The sequence below is a fragment of the Amycolatopsis sp. N2S4-7 genome, from assembly GCF_058119595.1.
In genome coordinates this window covers 9,772,292-9,786,868 of the sequence record NZ_CP172299.1, presented here as the reverse complement: position 1 = coordinate 9,786,868, position 14,577 = coordinate 9,772,292, and the positions used below count along the sequence as shown (strand labels likewise).

The following is a 14,577-nucleotide window of genomic DNA, read 5'->3' as shown; positions in this document are numbered from 1 at the left end:
CTAGAGTGCGGGGATGATCCGGGTTCAGGTCGTCGACAACCACGCGCTCGTGCGCGAGGGCATCGCGTTGATCCTGGACGCGCACCCGGACCTCGACGTCGTCGCGCAGTACGCGAGCGGGCCGGAGCTGCTCGCGTCGTCCGTCGAGGCCGACGTCGTCCTGCTCGACCTCTACCTGCCCGGCATGGACGGCCTCGAAGTCCTGCGCCGGCTGGGCCCCGCGGCGCCGCGCGTGCTGATGCTGACCACGGTCGGCCGGCCCCGCGAGATCCGCGAAGCCCTCAACGCGGGCGCGGCCGGGTTCGTGCTGAAGGACTCCTCCGGCGACGAACTCGCGGCCGCCGTCCGGGCCGCGCACCAGGGAGTGGCCGCGCTGAGCCCGGCTGTGGCCGTGGCGCTGACCGCGGGCGGCGTGCTGACTCCCCGCGAGCGGGACGTGCTGGAGCTGCTCGGCGACGGACTGTCCAATCGGGACATCGCGACCCGGCTGCGGCTGGCCGAGCGGACGGTGAAGGTGCACGTCGGGAACGTGCTGGCCAAGCTGGGCGTAACCAGCCGCACCCAGGCCGCGCTCCTGGCGCGGGACCGCTGAATGGACTGGCTGCCGCGCTGGTGCGGGGACCACCTGGGTGCCTCGCCGGTCGACGTGCTCTTCGAGCGGCACTCCGTCTCCGCGGTGTGCGGCCTGCGGCTGACCGACGGGCGGGAGGTCGTGGTGAAGGCCCGCGAGGACGACGGCCGGGCCGCGTCCTGCGTCGCCGTGCAGGCTTGGCTGGCGGAGCGCGGGTTGCCGTGCGCGCGGCCGCTCACGCCGGTGACCACCGTCGGCGGGCTGGCCGTGCACGCCGAGGAGTTCCTGCCCGGTGGCGAGCTGCTGCGCGGGAACTCGCCGGACGTCGCCGTCCGCTGCGCGGCGGTGTTCGCGCGGCTGACGGCCGAGCTGGCCGAGGTGACCGTCGCGCCGCCGCTGCCGAACCCGCGCTGGGCGCGGTGGGACCACCGGGATCCCGGGCTGTGGCCGTCGATCGGCTTCCTCGACGAACGCGACCAGAGCGCCGTGCCGGAGCACGTCGTCGAGACGGCCGTCCGGGCCCGCAAACGGTTGCTGGCCGCGGATCTCCCGTGCGTGCTGGGTCACGCCGACTTCGAAGCGCAGAACCTCCGCTGGCGCGACGGGGAGATCCGGGCCGTGCACGACTGGGACAGCCTGGCGTGGCAACCGGAAGCGGCGCTGGCCGGGGCGGCGAGCGGAGCGTTCGCCAGCGACTCGCCGCCGACGCTGGCCCCGATCGCGAGTTCCGCGGCGTTCCTGACGGCCTACCAGGAAAACCGGGGCCGCCGCTTCACCGCCGAGGAGCAGGAGATCGCGTGGGCGGCGAGCCTGTGGGCGGCGGCGCACAACGCGCGGTGGGAGGCGCTGCACGGGGATCCCCCGGTGTCCGGTGAGGCCGTCCGCCTCCAGGCGGCCGAACGCCTCCGCCGCGCGGGCGCGTGATCGGCTAACCTCGGGTGCGGGGGGATCCGGAATGAACACTTACGTCATCCGTGACGGCTCGGCCGTCCCGGCCGCGGTGGTCGAGGTGTTCCGCGAGTCGGCGAAAGCGTTCACGCACGACCTGGTGTGGGTACCGTTCGACCTGCCCCGCCGGAAAGGGCGCCGGATCGTCGAAGAGTGCAGCCGCGAAGAGTTCAAGCAGCACCTGTACACGATCGCCCGGCACGTCCGCGCGGACCGTCAGCGCACCGAGTGGCAGGGCGAGTACGAGTACTTCGTCCACCTCGAATCCCCCGTCTTCGCCGACACGCTGGCGCGCCCCGAGGCCCTGGTGCGCCGTCGGGAGGGCCTCCGCGAGCGGCTCGGCGCCGACGGGACCTGGCGAGCGGCGGGTGCCGATCCCGAAGGAACCGTCTCCGTCCCCGTCAGCGAAGCCGAGCACGACCGGCTCCGCTGGGAGATCGCTCGGCCGCGGTGGTTCGTGGCCCGGGACGAGCTGCCCTACCCCGTCGCCGTGGTCCGGCGCATCCCCGCCGTCGCCGAGGCCTACACGCGCAACCTCCGGTGGGAGCCCGTCCCGCCCGGTCTGCCGCTGGAAGAGATTCCCTCCGGCGAGGACGACCTCCTGTTCGCGCTCGCCTCCGGCGCCCGGCTCGCCCGCCGGACGGACGGCCCCGAATACGCCGGGTTCCTGGACGGGCCGCACCCGCAGGTCGACATCGACCGGGTGTTCACCGTGGTCCGCCGCCACGACGACGTCGAAGAGGTCTACATCCGCGAAGGACTGTGGGTCCCGTCGAAACGGCTGCGTGACATCGAGAAGGGCGAGTTCTCCTACCACCGGCACCTGCCGCTGAGCGCCGGGGAAGCCGAGCAAATCACCGCGCGGCTCCCCCGCTCGCGCTGCTTCCTCGTCGACGACGGGCGGAACCTCCCGCGCGCGGTGGTGCACCTCGACGGCGAAACCGAACGGGTCTTCGGACGCGACCTCGAGTGGCGGACGGACGGCGTGCTCGAGGAACTGGCCGGCCACCGGTACCGGACGGTCACGGAGCTCACCCCGGGCCGCGAAACCTTCGAGGCCTTCCAGCTGGCCCGGGGGGTGCGCAAATTCCGGCAGCGCCACGAATGGGGCGACGGGGTCTGGTACTTCGGGATCTACCGGACGGTGGAGGAAGCGTTCGACATCGAGGCCACGCGCATCCTCGTCTCCACCCAGCCGGGCGGTGGCTGGGGCGGGCAGCGCTACGTCGGGCGGGGCAAGTGGGAACCCACCCGGCTGCTGGACGACATCCACCGCGGCCACAGCTACGACGAAGACCTCCCCCTCAGCCCGGCCGAGGCGCAGGCGATCAAGAAGCGGCTCGGCTGACTTGTACGGCCCGTGTACGGGCCCGGCTTAGGGTCGCGCGGCATGTCGAACCACTGGAAACTGCTTTCGCTGGGCGTGTTCGCCGCCCTCGCCGCGACCACGGTGACCGCGACCGAGGCCGCCGCCGCGCCGAAGACCTACTACGTCGACCAGACCCTCGGCAGCGACAGCGCGGCCGGGACGTCGCAGACCGCGCCGTGGAAGTCCCTCGCCAAGGTCGCCGCGACGACGCTCGCGCCGGGCGACACCGTGCTGCTGCGCCGCGGCCGGACGTGGAGCGGCGGGCTCACCGTCCGCGGCTCGGGGTCGGCGGCCGCGCCGGTGAAGATCGGCGCCTACGGCGACGGCACCCGGCCGATCGTGCAGGGCAACGCCGAAGCGTGCGTGAACCTGCCCGGCGACCACCTCTGGGTGCAGGACCTGCAGGTCGGTGTCGCGGCCGACGCCGGGCGCTGCTCCTGGGCCGGCGTCGAGGTCGGCGGCGACCACGACAAGGTGCTGGCGAACTACATCACCGGTGCCGGCGCGGGCGTCTACATCGCGCCGAGCGCCGACGGCACCGAGGTCACCCAGAACGACCTGGTCGACAACAACCACATGACGGTCGTGACGCCGGGCGGCAACGACGACTCCGGCGCGTTCGCGATCCTGGTGCAGGGCAACGGGTCCGACATCGGCTGGAACCGGATCAGCGGGTCGATCGCGGTGAGCGAGGACTTCGGCGGCCTCGACGGCGCCGCCGTCGAGGTCTTCTACGGTTCGGACAACGTCATCCACCACAACATCTCCGAGGACAACGAGTCCTTCACCGAGCTCGGCACGGACGCCGACGACCCGGACGGCGTGTCCCGCAACAACGTCTACGAGTACAACGCGGTCTTCGGCGCCAAGACGCGCGGCGGCATCGTGACGCGCGGCGCGCAGGACGGCAACGGGCCGGTGACCGGCACGGTCTTCCGCAACAACTCCGTCCGGCTCAGCCACGCCGAGTCCGAAGGGTTCGTCTGCTACGGCGGCTGCACCAACCAGACGTTGAAGCTCATGCAGAACGTCATCCAGTCCGCGATGAAGGTCGGGTACGCCGACACCGGCTGGACCGCGACCGACCACAACGTCTTCTACGGCGGCCGGCGGCAGTTCACCCCGGGCGCCACGGACAAGGTCGCCGACCCGAAGTTCACCTCGGCGACGAACCTGATCCTCACCGCCGGCAGCCCGGCCATCGGCCTCGGCACGACGAAGTACGCGGACGTCGACGTCGACGGCACCGCGATCGGCACCCGGATCGACGCGGGCGCGTACCAGTTCACCCCCTGACGTACCGGGTCAGCATCGCGACCATCTCGTCCTCGAGCCGCCGGGCGTCGAGGGGGTCCGGCTCGGCCAGCAGGTCGTGGACACCCAGCTCGACCGTCGCGATGACCAGGCGGGCCGCCGTGGCGGTGTCGGCGACGCGGACCTCGGGGTGGCCCTCCAGGAGGTCGCGGGTGTGCCCGACCATGGTCCGCTTCACCCGGCCGAGCCGGTCGAGCAGCTCGTTCGACCGCGGGGCCTGCTCGATCAGCATGCGCAGCAGGTGGGGGTCGTCCCGGTGGGCTTCGACCGCGAGCCGGACGAAGACGCGGAAGACCTCCTCGATCGAACCGGGCAGCGGGCCGCTCAGGACCTTCGCCGCGGCCGCCGTGCCGTCGTCGAGGTGGCGGACCAGCAGCTCGGCGAGGATCGCGTCCTTGTTCGGGAAGTACTGGTACAGCGAGCCGATGGAGATCCCGGCGCGCTCGGCGATGCGGTTGGTGGTGCCGGCGGCGTAGCCGTGGTCGGCGAAAACGTGAGCAGCCGCGGTCAGGATCCGCTGCCGGGTCAGCTCGGCGCGAACCTGCCGCGGCTGTTTACGTGGCTGGATGCGGCGCTGGTCCGACGACACGGATCCCTCCGGGAAAGCGAGTAGTCAAGATCTGAATGTTTGCTCATAATTGTGCCATGAACAGCACAAATACGCTGCCCCGAGTGTCCATGGACGAGGTGCGGGCCCGGCTGGGCGAACCCGAGGCGATGATCAAGGCCAAGATCGGCGACCGCATCGACCGGTACGCCCGCCGCTTCATCGCCCACTCGCCGTTCCTCACGCTGGCCACCGCCGACGCGGCCGGCCGCACCGACTGCTCGCCCCGCGGCGACTACCCCGGCTTCGTGAAGGTCCTCGGCGAACGCACGCTCGCGGTGCCCGACCGGCCCGGCAACAAGATCGCCGACTCCTTCCGCAACATCGCCGAGAACGACGGCGTCGCCCTGCTGTTCTTCGTCCCCGGCATGCGGGAAACGTTGCGCGTCAACGGGAGCGCGTACGTCACCGACGACCCGGACGTGCTCGCCCGGATGCGCACCCAGGCGAAGTCACCGATCCTGGCGATCGTCGTCGAGGTCGCCGAGGTGTACTTCCACTGCGGCCGCGCGCTGATCCGCTCGCGCCTGTGGGACCCGGCCAGCCAGGCCCTCGCGGCGGAACTGCCGTCGGCAGGCGAGATCGCCGCCGAGCAGATGAACGCCGACCCCGCGCTGCTCGAGCAGCTGCTCGAAGCCGGCTACCGGAAGCTGTACTGACATGCAGAAAACGATCCTCGACCGCGTCGAGCGCCTCACCGCCGACGTCGTCTCCCTGGTCCTGCGCGGCGACGAAGGCCCCTTGGAACGGTGGGAGCCCGGTGCCCACATCGACCTGGAGCTGCCGAACTGGCTGACCCGGCAGTACTCGCTGTGCGGCGATCCCGCCGATCTGTCGGCCTACCGGATCGCGGTCCGCCACGACCCGCTCAGCCGGGGCGGCTCGGAGTACGTCCACCTGTTCCTGCGGCCCGGCCGGACGCTCTCGGTTTCCTCGCCCCGCAACCACTTCCCCCTGCGGCCGGCGCCGGAGCACCTTTTCGTGGCGGGCGGAATCGGGATCACGCCGATGGTGCCGATGCTGCGGGCGGCCGTCGCCTCGGGGGCGGCGGCGACCCTGGTGTACGCGGGCCGGTCCCTGCCGCTCGCCGAGGAACTGGTGGCCGCGTACGGCGAACGCGTGCGGCTGTTCGACCGCGGCCGGCCCGATCTCGCGGCCCTGGCGGCGGAGTTCCCGGCCGCGGAGGTCTACTGCTGCGGACCGGAGTCGATGCTCGCCGCGGCCGAGGCGGTCTTCCCCCGGGTGCACACGGAACGCTTCCAGCCCGCGCGGCGGACGTTCGGGCCGGACACGCCGTTCGAGGTGGTGGCCGCCCGCTCCGGCCGGACGATCCCGGTCCCGGCCGACGAGTCCCTGCTGGACGCGCTGAACCACGCGGGCCGCCCGGTGCCGTCCGCGTGCCGCGAAGGCGTCTGCGGCAGCTGCGAGGTCAGGGTCCTCGAGGGCGAGCCGGAGCACCGCGACGACATCGGCGCCAAGGACGGCCGCATGTACGCGTGCGTCTCGCGGTCCCTCTCCCCGCGGCTCGTGCTGGATCTCTGACGTCAGCGCCGGAACTCGATCTTCGCCGGGCGCCGCGGGGGCGGGCTTGGCCGCGCCGCCGCGGACCCCGGTCTCCAGCAGGCCGCCGGCCGCCGTGATCACGGCGGCCGGCGCGGTCAGCACGCCGGGTGCGGTCTTCCAGAAGTTTTCCTCGGCCATCCCGCCCCGGGTGAGCGCGTCGCCATCCGTCGCCGGCCGTACGGCTCGGGCGGATCAGCCCAAGCCGAGCCGGCGTACCATCGCGGTCAGCCTCGACGTCGAGGAGGAAGGCGTGGGCGAACTCGGGCTGGCCGACACCAACGGCATCCTCGCGCTGCCCTGGGTCCGCCCCGAACGCACCAGCGCCGGCCTCGGCTGGGAGCGGCTCTACGTCTCCAAGCAGCGCGAACGGCCCTTTCGGGCCGAGTTCGGGGCCGCGCGCAGCCACCAGCTGATCCTGCACCTGGACGGCCCGGTGACCGTCCGCCGCGGGGTCGGGACCGCCCGTGAACAGAGCCGGCGGATGCCCGCCGGCGGGCTCTTCCTGCAGCCCTCGCACGCCGATCTGTCCGTCGAGCTCGGCGGGGAGCTCGACACCGTGCACGTCTACCTCGCCGACGACGCCGTGCAGGAAGCCGCCGGGGAGCACGCGCCCGTGCGGCTCGCCGAGGAGCTCGGCAGCAGCGATCCCCTGCTCGAACAGCTCGTGCTCAGCCTCGACGGCGTCGTCCGCGACTGGGAGCCGAGCGCCCGCACCTACGCCGACCAGCTCGGCGCGCTCGTCGCCGCGCAGCTCGTCCGCCACCACCGCGCCGGGCGGGTGCGCGCGCCCGAGCCGGCCCGCGGGCTCTCCGACCAGCAGTTCGCGCGCGTCCGCGACCTGATGGCGGAGCGGCTGGCCGAGCCGGTGCCCCTGGGCGACCTGGCCGCGCTCGCCGGGCTGAGCGTCAGCCAGTTCTCCCGGCAGTTCAAGGCCCGCACCGGCCTCCCCCCGCACCGGTTCCTGCTGCGGCTGCGCGTCGAGCAGGCCGGGCTCCTGCTGCGCACCGGCACCGACCCGATCGCCGAGATCGCCGTCCGCTGTGGCTTCTCCCACCAGGAGCACCTCACCCGCGTGCTGCGCGCCCAGCTCGGCACGACGCCCGCGGCGCTGCGCCGGAAGGGCTGAGACGCGCGTTTCGTGCCGCCGCGCAGCACGAACGTGCAGGACCGGGCGCGGTCCGCCGCCGGATACTCCCCCGCATGACCTCGTTCAGCTACGCCGCGAACCCCGTCCGGGTGGTCTTCGGCTCGCTCGACACCCTCGGCGACGAAGCCGACCACCTCGGGCTCGGCCGCGTCCTGCTGGTCGGCGGCCCGCGCCACGGCGACCGGGCCGCGCGGGCGCTCGGCCCCCGGCTGGCCGCGCGCTTCGAGGAAGCCGCGATGCACACCCCGGTCGACGTCACCGAACGCGCGCTGAAGATCGTCGCGGAGCACGACGCCGACGGCGTCGTCGCGATCGGCGGCGGGTCGGCCACCGGGCTGGCCAAGGCGATCGCCCTGCGGACCGAGCTGCCGCAGCTGATCGTCCCGACGACGTACGCGGGCTCGGAGCTGACCTCCGTCCTCGGCCAGACGGCCGACGGCCGCAAGACCACGCAACGGTCCCCGAAGGTCCGGCCCGAGGCCGTCCTCTACGACGTCGACCTCACGCTCTCGCTGCCCGTGCCCCTGTCGGCGGCCAGCGGGCTGAACGCGCTCGCCCACGCCGTCGAAGCCCGTTACGCCCCCGACGCCAACCCGATGACCGACCTGCTCGCGGCGGAGGCGACGAAGCTGCTGATGAGCGCCCTGCCGCGGATCGCGGCCGATCCGTCCGACGTGGACGCCCGGACCGACGCCCTGCGCGGCGCCTGGCTGGCCGGAACGTGCCTCGACGCCGTCTCGATGGGCCTGCACCACCGGCTCTGCCACCTCCTCGGCGGCAGGTTCGGGCTGCCGCACGCCGAGACCCACGCCGTCCTCCTCCCGTACGTCATGGCGCACCAGGGGCTCGACGACGCGAACGACGTCTTCGAGCTCGCGGCGTCGCTCCCGATCCCGCAGTCGCTGGCGGAACTGGGACTCACCGAAGCGGACATCGCGGGCATCGCCGACGAGCCGGAAGCGGACCTCCTCCGCCAGGCGCTGAACGGCACCCGCCCCGCCGCGCCGCCGAGTCTCCGTGCGCTCACGAAACAGGTCGTCGACAGCTTCGCCGGCGCGCCCGACCGCGTCCGCCTGCTCCTCACCGACCTCGTCGAAACCCTGCACGGGTACGCCATCCGCACCGACCTCACGCAGGACGAGTGGGAGTACGCGATCGGCTTCCTCACCCGGGCCGGGCACATCACCACCGACACGCGCCAGGAGTTCATCCTGCTGTCGGACACCCTCGGCGTGTCGAGCGTCGTCGACGTCCTGGCCAACTCGCGGACGCCGGACACGACGCCGTCGGCGGTGCTCGGCCCGTTCTACGTGGACGGCCCGCCGGAGACCCCGCAGGGTGCCGACCTGGCCGAAGGCCTGCCGGGTACGCCGCTGCGGGCGGACATCCGGGTGACCGACACCGACAACCGGCCGGTCGCGGACGCGGTCGTCGACGTCTGGCAGTCCAATGAGGACGGCTTCTACGACGTCCAGCTGCCCGAGGTCGACGGCCCGGTGCTGCGGGCCCGCTTCCGGACGGACGAAGACGGGCGGCTGCGGTTCCGGACGATCGTGCCGAGCGCGTACCCGATCCCCGCCGACGGCCCGGTCGGGCAGCTGCTCGACGCCGTCGGCCGGCACCCCTACCGGGCCCCGCACGTGCACTTCATGATCGCCAAGCCCGGGTACCGGACGCTGATCACCCAGCTGTTCGTCGCCGGGGGCGAGTACCTCGACTCCGACACCGTGTTCGGCGTCAAGGACGGCCTGATCGTCGACTTCACCGAAGAGCCCGGTGGACGCCGGCTCGACTTCACGTTCCGGATCTCAAATGCCCTTCGGGGGTTCCGGGTGGCGGAGCCCCCGGCCCGGGGCGAAGCCCCGGATGTCACAGGGAGCAACGAATGAGCTACGACACCGACGTCATCGTCGTCGGCAGCGGCCCGGCCGGCGGCTCCGCGGCCCTGCTGCTGGCCACCTACGGCGTGCCGACCGTGCTGGCCACCAAGTACGGCTGGCTGGCCAACACGCCCCGCGCGCACATCACCAACCAGCGCACCATGGAGGTGCTGCGCGACCTCGGCGTCGAGGACAAGGCCCTCGCCGTGGGCACGCCGCCGGAGCTGATGGGCGACACCGTGCTCTGCACGTCGCTGACCGGGCCGGAGATCGGGCGGATCGCCAGCTGGGGCACCGGCGACCGGTCGGCGTCGGAGTACACGGCGGCGAGCCCGTGCCACATGATCGACCTGCCGCAGACCTACCTCGAGCCGATCCTGGCGAGCGAAGCCGCCGCGCGCGGCGCGAAACTGCGGCTGGACACCGAGTTCCTCGACTTCACCCAGGACGACACGGGCGTCACGGCCCGCTTCTTCGACCGCGTGCGCGGCGACGAGTTCACGTTGCGCGCCAAGTACCTGATCGGTGCGGACGGCGCGCGCAGCCGCGTCGCCGAGCAGGCCGGGCTGCCGATCGCCGGGCAGACCGGCAAGGCCGGCAGCATGAACATCACCTTCACCGCCGACCTCGCGCCGCACGTGGCGCACCGGCCGAGCGTCCTGTACTGGGTGATGCGGCCGGGCGCGCACCTCGGCGGGATCGGGATGGGCCTGGTCCGGATGGTGCGGCCGTGGAACGAGTGGCTGCTGACCTGGGGCTACGACATCGCGCAGGAGCCACCCGAAGTCGACGCCGAGGAGGCGACACGGCTGGTGCGCGACCTCGTCGGCGACCCCGGGCTGGAGGTCGAGATCACCTCGACGTCACTGTGGACGGTGAACCACAACTACGCGACGGAGTACCACCGCGGCCGGGTGTTCTGCGCCGGCGACGCCGTGCACCGGCACCCGCCGTCCAACGGGCTCGGCTCGAACACGTCCGTCCAGGACTCCTACAACCTGGCGTGGAAGCTCGCGATGGTGCTGCGCGGCGAGGCGGGCGAGGGGCTGCTGGACAGCTACACCGCCGAACGGGCGCCGGTCGGCAAGCAGATCGTCGACCGGGCGAACCTCAGCCGGGACCAGTTCGGGCCGATCTTCGCCGCGCTCGGGATCTCCGGCGACACCGACGCCGACGGCATCACGGCCGGGCTCGAGACCTGCCTCGCGCCCACGGCCGAGGGCGCGCGGAAACGGCGTGAGCTGGAGAAGGCGATCGAGCTCAAGCACTACGAGTTCAACGCACACGGCGTCGAGATGGACCAGCGGTACGTCTCCGGCGCGGTGCTGCCCGACGGTGTCGTGGCCGGTTTCGAGCGTGATCCCGAGCTGTTCCACCGGCCGAGCACCGAGCCGGGGGCGAAGCTGCCGCACGCGTGGCTGGTCGGCCCGCACGGCCGTCGCGTGTCCACTTTGGACCTGGTGGGTGGCGGCCGGTGGACGCTGCTGACCGGGCTGACCGGCACGGCGTGGCGCGACGCCGCGGCCAAGGTGGGCGCCGAGCTGGGCGTCGACCTGCGGGCGGTCCGCATCGGCGACCCGGACGCCCGCGACGCGTACGGCGACTGGTCCCGGCTCAGCGGCATCGACGAGGACGGCTGCCTGCTGGTCCGCCCGGACGGTTACGTCGCCTTCCGCCACCGCACCGCCTCGACCACCCCGGCCCGCACCCTCCTCACGGCCCTGCGCCACCTCCTCGCCCGCACGTAACGGGGAATCACCCGTGCTTGGAGGGGCATCACGGGTGATTGGGCGGGCATCACGGGGTGGTGACCGCGGTGAGGGTGACCGGGATCTTCGGGGGGCCGCTGCCGTCGCCGATGCCCGGGCGGGACGGGTCGATGCCGCCGTGGGCGACCTTGTCCAGGACGCCGAGGCCGGCGTCGTCGATGCTGCCGAACACCGTGTACTCCGGCGGGATCGTGGTCTTGCCGAAGACCAGGAAGAACTGGGAGCCGCCCGAGTCCGGCTCGGACGTCTTCGCCATGGCGAGGACGCCGCGGCCGTACGTCAGCTCGGGGAACACCTCGTCCCGGATCGTGTAGCCGGGACCGCCGGTGCCGTCGCCCACCGGGTCGCCGCACTGGAGCATCTGGAGCCCGGCCGTCACGGACAGCCGGTGGCACGACGTGCCGTCGTAGAAGCCCTGCTTCGCCAGGCTGACGAAGTTCACCACGGTGCACGGGGCCAGCGCGCGGTCCAGCGTCAGCCCGATGTCGCCCGCGCTGGTCGCCAGCCGGACCGGGGCCGTCCCGGACGACGGTGCCGGGCCGTCGGGCGGCAGCGCGACCTTCTTCGGCGCCGGTGAGCCGGAACTGGGGTTGAACGCGCAGGTCACCGGATCGGCCAGCGGCTTCGTCCGCTTCGGCACCGGGGCCCGGCCGCCGGGGACCAGCACGGGGATGCTCGGCTCGGTCGCCGGGACCGTCGGGGTCGTCGACCCGACGGTCGTCGAACCGCCCGGCCGGCTCTCGGTCCCGAGGTTCGCCTTCGCGTCCGGCTCGCGCAGGAACCCGGGATAGCCCCAGGCGGCGAACGCCAGCGCCATCACGACGACAACCACGACCGAGCCGACGATCAGCACCACGGCGGCCGGCGACGTCTTCTTCGGCGGCGCCGGCGGCTGCCACTGCGGGTACTGGTACGGCTGCTGGTGAGGTGGGTACGGGTACCGCGGCCCGCCGGGCGCCCCCTCGTCCGGCCGCTCCCCCGGTGCACCCGGCTCGCTCATCCACGCTCCCCTCGTCGGCCGCCCATTGTGCCGGGAAGACCTCCTTCCCGGGAGGAATTCCGGGAAGGAGCCCGATCACGGCTCAGCCTCGACGCGGGGAGGAACCGCGGCACGGCATCAGCAGCTCGTCACGGCAACCCCCACGGCGCACTCGCCCCGCCGGGCGCGACCGGCCGGATCCCGAAGTCCGGCCGGTCCCCCTTCCGGTACACGAAGGCGTCCTCCCCGCGGCGCAGCTCGACCTGGACGTCCCCGTTGGCCAGCCGGCGCCAGCGGCGCGACCGGCCACGCGCGTCCGTCACCGCCAGCTCGCCGTCGATGCCCGGCCGCAGCACGCAGGGTGCCCCGGCTTCGCTGTGCACCTTCAGCCACCGCGTCTTCCCGCCCGCCCGCGACGCGCTGAGCAGGAACGCGCCCTCGGTGCGGAAGTCCCGCAGCGCGATGTCGCCCCACGCCGCCGGCACCGCGGGGAACAGCCGCAGCACGCCGTTCCAGCTCTGCACCAGCATGTCCTGCAGGGACTTCGCCGCGGACAACGGCGTTTCGATGACCGGCCCGGACTCCTTGTACATCGTGTTCGGCTGGATGTACCGCCGCTGCAGCTCGCCCAGGTAGAACGCGGCCTGGTCCCCGCGCAGCATCTGCGCCGAGATCGACGCGGCCCCGGTGAACGTGTAGCCCTGCAGCGCCCCTTCGAAGCCGACCCAGTGGTTCAGCGACGTCTCGATGATCTGCCGGTGCTCCGGCTGCTCCCACGTGACGTCGTAGAGCGGGTAGATCTGCAGCAGGTGCGAGTAGTGCCGGTGCGACTTCGCGAACGGCACACCGGCGCCGATCATGTAACCGTTGGCGTCGGCCGGGTAGTCCACCAGCGTCGCCAGGACGTTCCGCCACTTCGGCGCCAGCGGATCGCCGGGCACCGTCTGCAGCAGCGTCTTGCAGCCCCAGCGGATCAGCGAAAGGTCGTAGTTGCAGTCGGGCGCGTTGACGCCGTATTCGGGCGAGAACGTCGGCGGCAGGTGCAGCTTCCCGTCCGGGCCCGGGGCGAGGAAGTGCAGGTAGTAGTTGAGCGCCTTGCGCAGCAACGGCACCAGCGTGCCCCGCAGCAGCGAAAGATCCATCGTGTGCCGGTAGGACAACCAGACGTTGTGCAGCGCCCAGGTCAGGTTGCCGACCTCCGGCGTCGGCGAATCCTTCCCCGGGATGCCGACGGGGAACCCGCTGGTGGCGCCGGACAACCCGTTGAGCAGGGTCATGTCCGTCGTCCGCGGGATACCCGCCGAGTCGGCCTGGTACGGCGAAGCGACCTGGCTGGTCAGGTTGCTCCGGTACTTGTCGAGCGCGTAGCTGACGGCGTCCAGCTCCAGGTGGTTCGAGCCGTGGATCAGCCAGTACTCGAGCTGGACGTTGAGGTTCCACCACGTCGCCGGCCACGGCGTGTTCTCCAGCCACGGGCCCGACGTCGCCATCACCGGCGCCTCGCGCCGCGCCGCCGACGCGACCTTGTACAGCTGGATCCAGTAGAAGCTCTGCAGCCGGGTGTCCGGAATGGACACGAAGCTCCGCCGGTAGTAGCCGTGCCACCAGCGCCGGTGGTCCTGGGTGAGCGCCGCGAACGGCAGCGCCCGGCGGACCGTGCCCAGCGCCCGCGCCACCGAGGTCTTCTCGGGGTGTGACCACGCCACCGACGTGTACAGCGTGCGCGTGCCACCGCGGGTGACCTCACGCCACGCCGTCACGTGCTCGCCGCCGGCCAGCAGCGGCTGGACGGCGAGCTGGGCCTCTCCGCCGGCCGACAGCTGCACCGGCGGGTTCGCGGTGTAGCCCTCCGGCGGCGGCTTGTTCCACACCGGGTCGGCGCGCGGGCTGACGGCGACCGCCGGGTGGAACACCCACCGGAACCCGCGTTCCCCTTCGCTGGGGCGCACGTCGATCGCGAGCAAGGACTGTCCGGTGTGGACGATCGCGCGCAGGCTCAGGCTGCCCGCCGCGGTCGTGATCGTACCGGTCAGCTCGGCGTTCCACAGGTCCATCCGCCAGTCGATCGCGGTGATCGCGCCGACGGGTTCGAGCGTGAAGTACCCGATCGGCAGCCGGGCCAGGCCGAACAGCGAGCCGAACTCCGGCCGGTGGTCCTGGACCTGGCTGTGCTGGACGTTGAACCGGATCGCGTTTTGCCCGGGCTCGGCGTAGATGCCCGAGCCGAGGAATCCGTTGCCCAGGAACGGGCCTTCGTACCAGGTCTTCGGCAGCCGCCGCCAGTACAGGTCGGCGGTGCCGAGGAACCCGGCCCAGCCGAAGTCGTCGCTGCCCGGCACGTCGGCGAAGGCGGGCGTGAGGCCCGCCGCGCCGGCGGCGATCCCGGCGAGTGCCCCGCCGAGCACGGTTCTGCGCGTGATGTCCATTCCG

At 72.6% G+C, this 14,577-nt stretch carries 12 protein-coding genes; 9 read left to right on the top strand and 3 right to left on the bottom strand.

Translation table 11 applies throughout. The features are described from left to right. Window positions 1–13: 13 nt before the first annotated feature. Genes ACH54P_RS46205 through ACH54P_RS46190 form a run of 4 tightly spaced genes read left to right on the top strand, consistent with a single transcriptional unit; the run spans window position 14 to window position 4,184 of the window. The gene (locus tag ACH54P_RS46205) at window positions 14–592 is read left to right on the top strand and encodes a LuxR C-terminal-related transcriptional regulator (RefSeq protein ID WP_489909632.1); all 579 of its coding nucleotides are present in this window, start codon (window positions 14–16) and stop codon (window positions 590–592) included. Next, window positions 593–1,495 (top strand): aminoglycoside phosphotransferase/kinase family protein, encoded by a 903-nt coding sequence (locus tag ACH54P_RS46200; protein ID WP_489909631.1) that lies wholly within the window; start codon window positions 593–595, stop codon window positions 1,493–1,495. It abuts the gene before it with no gap. A 31-nt stretch (window positions 1,496–1,526) separates the two neighbouring features. After that, window positions 1,527–2,867: a hypothetical protein gene (locus ACH54P_RS46195; protein ID WP_489909630.1), complete on the top strand. Its 1,341-nt coding sequence runs from the start codon at window positions 1,527–1,529 to the stop codon at window positions 2,865–2,867. A 42-nt stretch (window positions 2,868–2,909) separates the two neighbouring features. After that, window positions 2,910–4,184, top strand: a complete 1,275-nt coding sequence (locus tag ACH54P_RS46190; protein ID WP_489909629.1) for a right-handed parallel beta-helix repeat-containing protein — start codon at window positions 2,910–2,912, stop codon at window positions 4,182–4,184. On the opposite strand, the gene ACH54P_RS46185 is transcribed toward ACH54P_RS46190, so the two are convergent. After that, window positions 4,174–4,791 carry a TetR/AcrR family transcriptional regulator gene (locus ACH54P_RS46185; RefSeq protein ID WP_489909628.1) on the bottom strand — a complete coding sequence of 206 codons (618 nt, stop codon included), beginning with the start codon at window positions 4,789–4,791 and terminating at the stop codon, window positions 4,174–4,176. The genes ACH54P_RS46190 and ACH54P_RS46185 overlap by 11 nt on opposite strands. Before the next feature lie 56 nt (window positions 4,792–4,847). Here ACH54P_RS46185 and ACH54P_RS46180 point away from each other — a divergent pair, with 56 nt between their 5' ends. The 5 genes from ACH54P_RS46180 to ACH54P_RS46160 all read left to right on the top strand — a co-directional run bounded on the left by ACH54P_RS46180 (window position 4,848) and on the right by ACH54P_RS46160 (window position 11,147). Further along, a complete protein-coding gene (locus ACH54P_RS46180; RefSeq protein ID WP_489909627.1) occupies window positions 4,848–5,468 on the top strand; it encodes an MSMEG_1061 family FMN-dependent PPOX-type flavoprotein in 621 nt (206 codons plus the stop codon). A gap of 1 nt (window position 5,469) precedes the next feature. Beyond that, a complete protein-coding gene (locus tag ACH54P_RS46175) occupies window positions 5,470–6,351 on the top strand; it encodes a PDR/VanB family oxidoreductase (RefSeq protein WP_489909626.1) in 882 nt (293 codons plus the stop codon). Window positions 6,352–6,622: 271 nt separating this feature from the next. Further along, window positions 6,623–7,498 (top strand): helix-turn-helix domain-containing protein, encoded by an 876-nt coding sequence (locus ACH54P_RS46170; protein ID WP_489909625.1) that lies wholly within the window; start codon window positions 6,623–6,625, stop codon window positions 7,496–7,498. Between the two features lie 74 nt (window positions 7,499–7,572). After that, complete coding sequence (locus tag ACH54P_RS46165; protein WP_489909624.1) at window positions 7,573–9,408, top strand: maleylacetate reductase and hydroxyquinol 1,2-dioxygenase domain-containing protein; 1,836 nt, start codon at window positions 7,573–7,575, stop codon at window positions 9,406–9,408. Beyond that, window positions 9,405–11,147: an FAD-dependent oxidoreductase gene (locus ACH54P_RS46160; RefSeq protein WP_489909622.1), complete on the top strand. Its 1,743-nt coding sequence runs from the start codon at window positions 9,405–9,407 to the stop codon at window positions 11,145–11,147. The genes ACH54P_RS46165 and ACH54P_RS46160 overlap by 4 nt, the downstream gene beginning before the upstream one ends. A 49-nt stretch (window positions 11,148–11,196) precedes the next feature. On the opposite strand, the gene ACH54P_RS46155 is transcribed toward ACH54P_RS46160, so the two are convergent. Next, window positions 11,197–12,168 (bottom strand): peptidylprolyl isomerase, encoded by a 972-nt coding sequence (locus ACH54P_RS46155; RefSeq protein WP_489909621.1) that lies wholly within the window; start codon window positions 12,166–12,168, stop codon window positions 11,197–11,199. 128 nt (window positions 12,169–12,296) lie between these two features. After that, window positions 12,297–14,573, bottom strand: a complete 2,277-nt coding sequence (locus ACH54P_RS46150; RefSeq protein ID WP_489909619.1) for a glycosyl hydrolase family 95 catalytic domain-containing protein — start codon at window positions 14,571–14,573, stop codon at window positions 12,297–12,299. Window positions 14,574–14,577: the final 4 nt, after the last annotated feature.

Coding starts and splice junctions, on each gene's coding strand:
- ACH54P_RS46205 (WP_489909632.1), top strand. CDS start 14: ATGATCCGGGTTCAGGTCGTCGACAACCACGCGCTCGTGCGCGAGGGC.
- ACH54P_RS46175 (WP_489909626.1), top strand. CDS start 5,470: ATGCAGAAAACGATCCTCGACCGCGTCGAGCGCCTCACCGCCGACGTC.
- ACH54P_RS46200 (WP_489909631.1), top strand. CDS start 593: ATGGACTGGCTGCCGCGCTGGTGCGGGGACCACCTGGGTGCCTCGCCG.
- ACH54P_RS46195 (WP_489909630.1), top strand. CDS start 1,527: ATGAACACTTACGTCATCCGTGACGGCTCGGCCGTCCCGGCCGCGGTG.
- ACH54P_RS46165 (WP_489909624.1), top strand. CDS start 7,573: ATGACCTCGTTCAGCTACGCCGCGAACCCCGTCCGGGTGGTCTTCGGC.
- ACH54P_RS46190 (WP_489909629.1), top strand. CDS start 2,910: ATGTCGAACCACTGGAAACTGCTTTCGCTGGGCGTGTTCGCCGCCCTC.
- ACH54P_RS46150 (WP_489909619.1), bottom strand. CDS start 14,573: ATGGACATCACGCGCAGAACCGTGCTCGGCGGGGCACTCGCCGGGATC.
- ACH54P_RS46160 (WP_489909622.1), top strand. CDS start 9,405: ATGAGCTACGACACCGACGTCATCGTCGTCGGCAGCGGCCCGGCCGGC.
- ACH54P_RS46155 (WP_489909621.1), bottom strand. CDS start 12,168: ATGAGCGAGCCGGGTGCACCGGGGGAGCGGCCGGACGAGGGGGCGCCC.
- ACH54P_RS46180 (WP_489909627.1), top strand. CDS start 4,848: ATGAACAGCACAAATACGCTGCCCCGAGTGTCCATGGACGAGGTGCGG.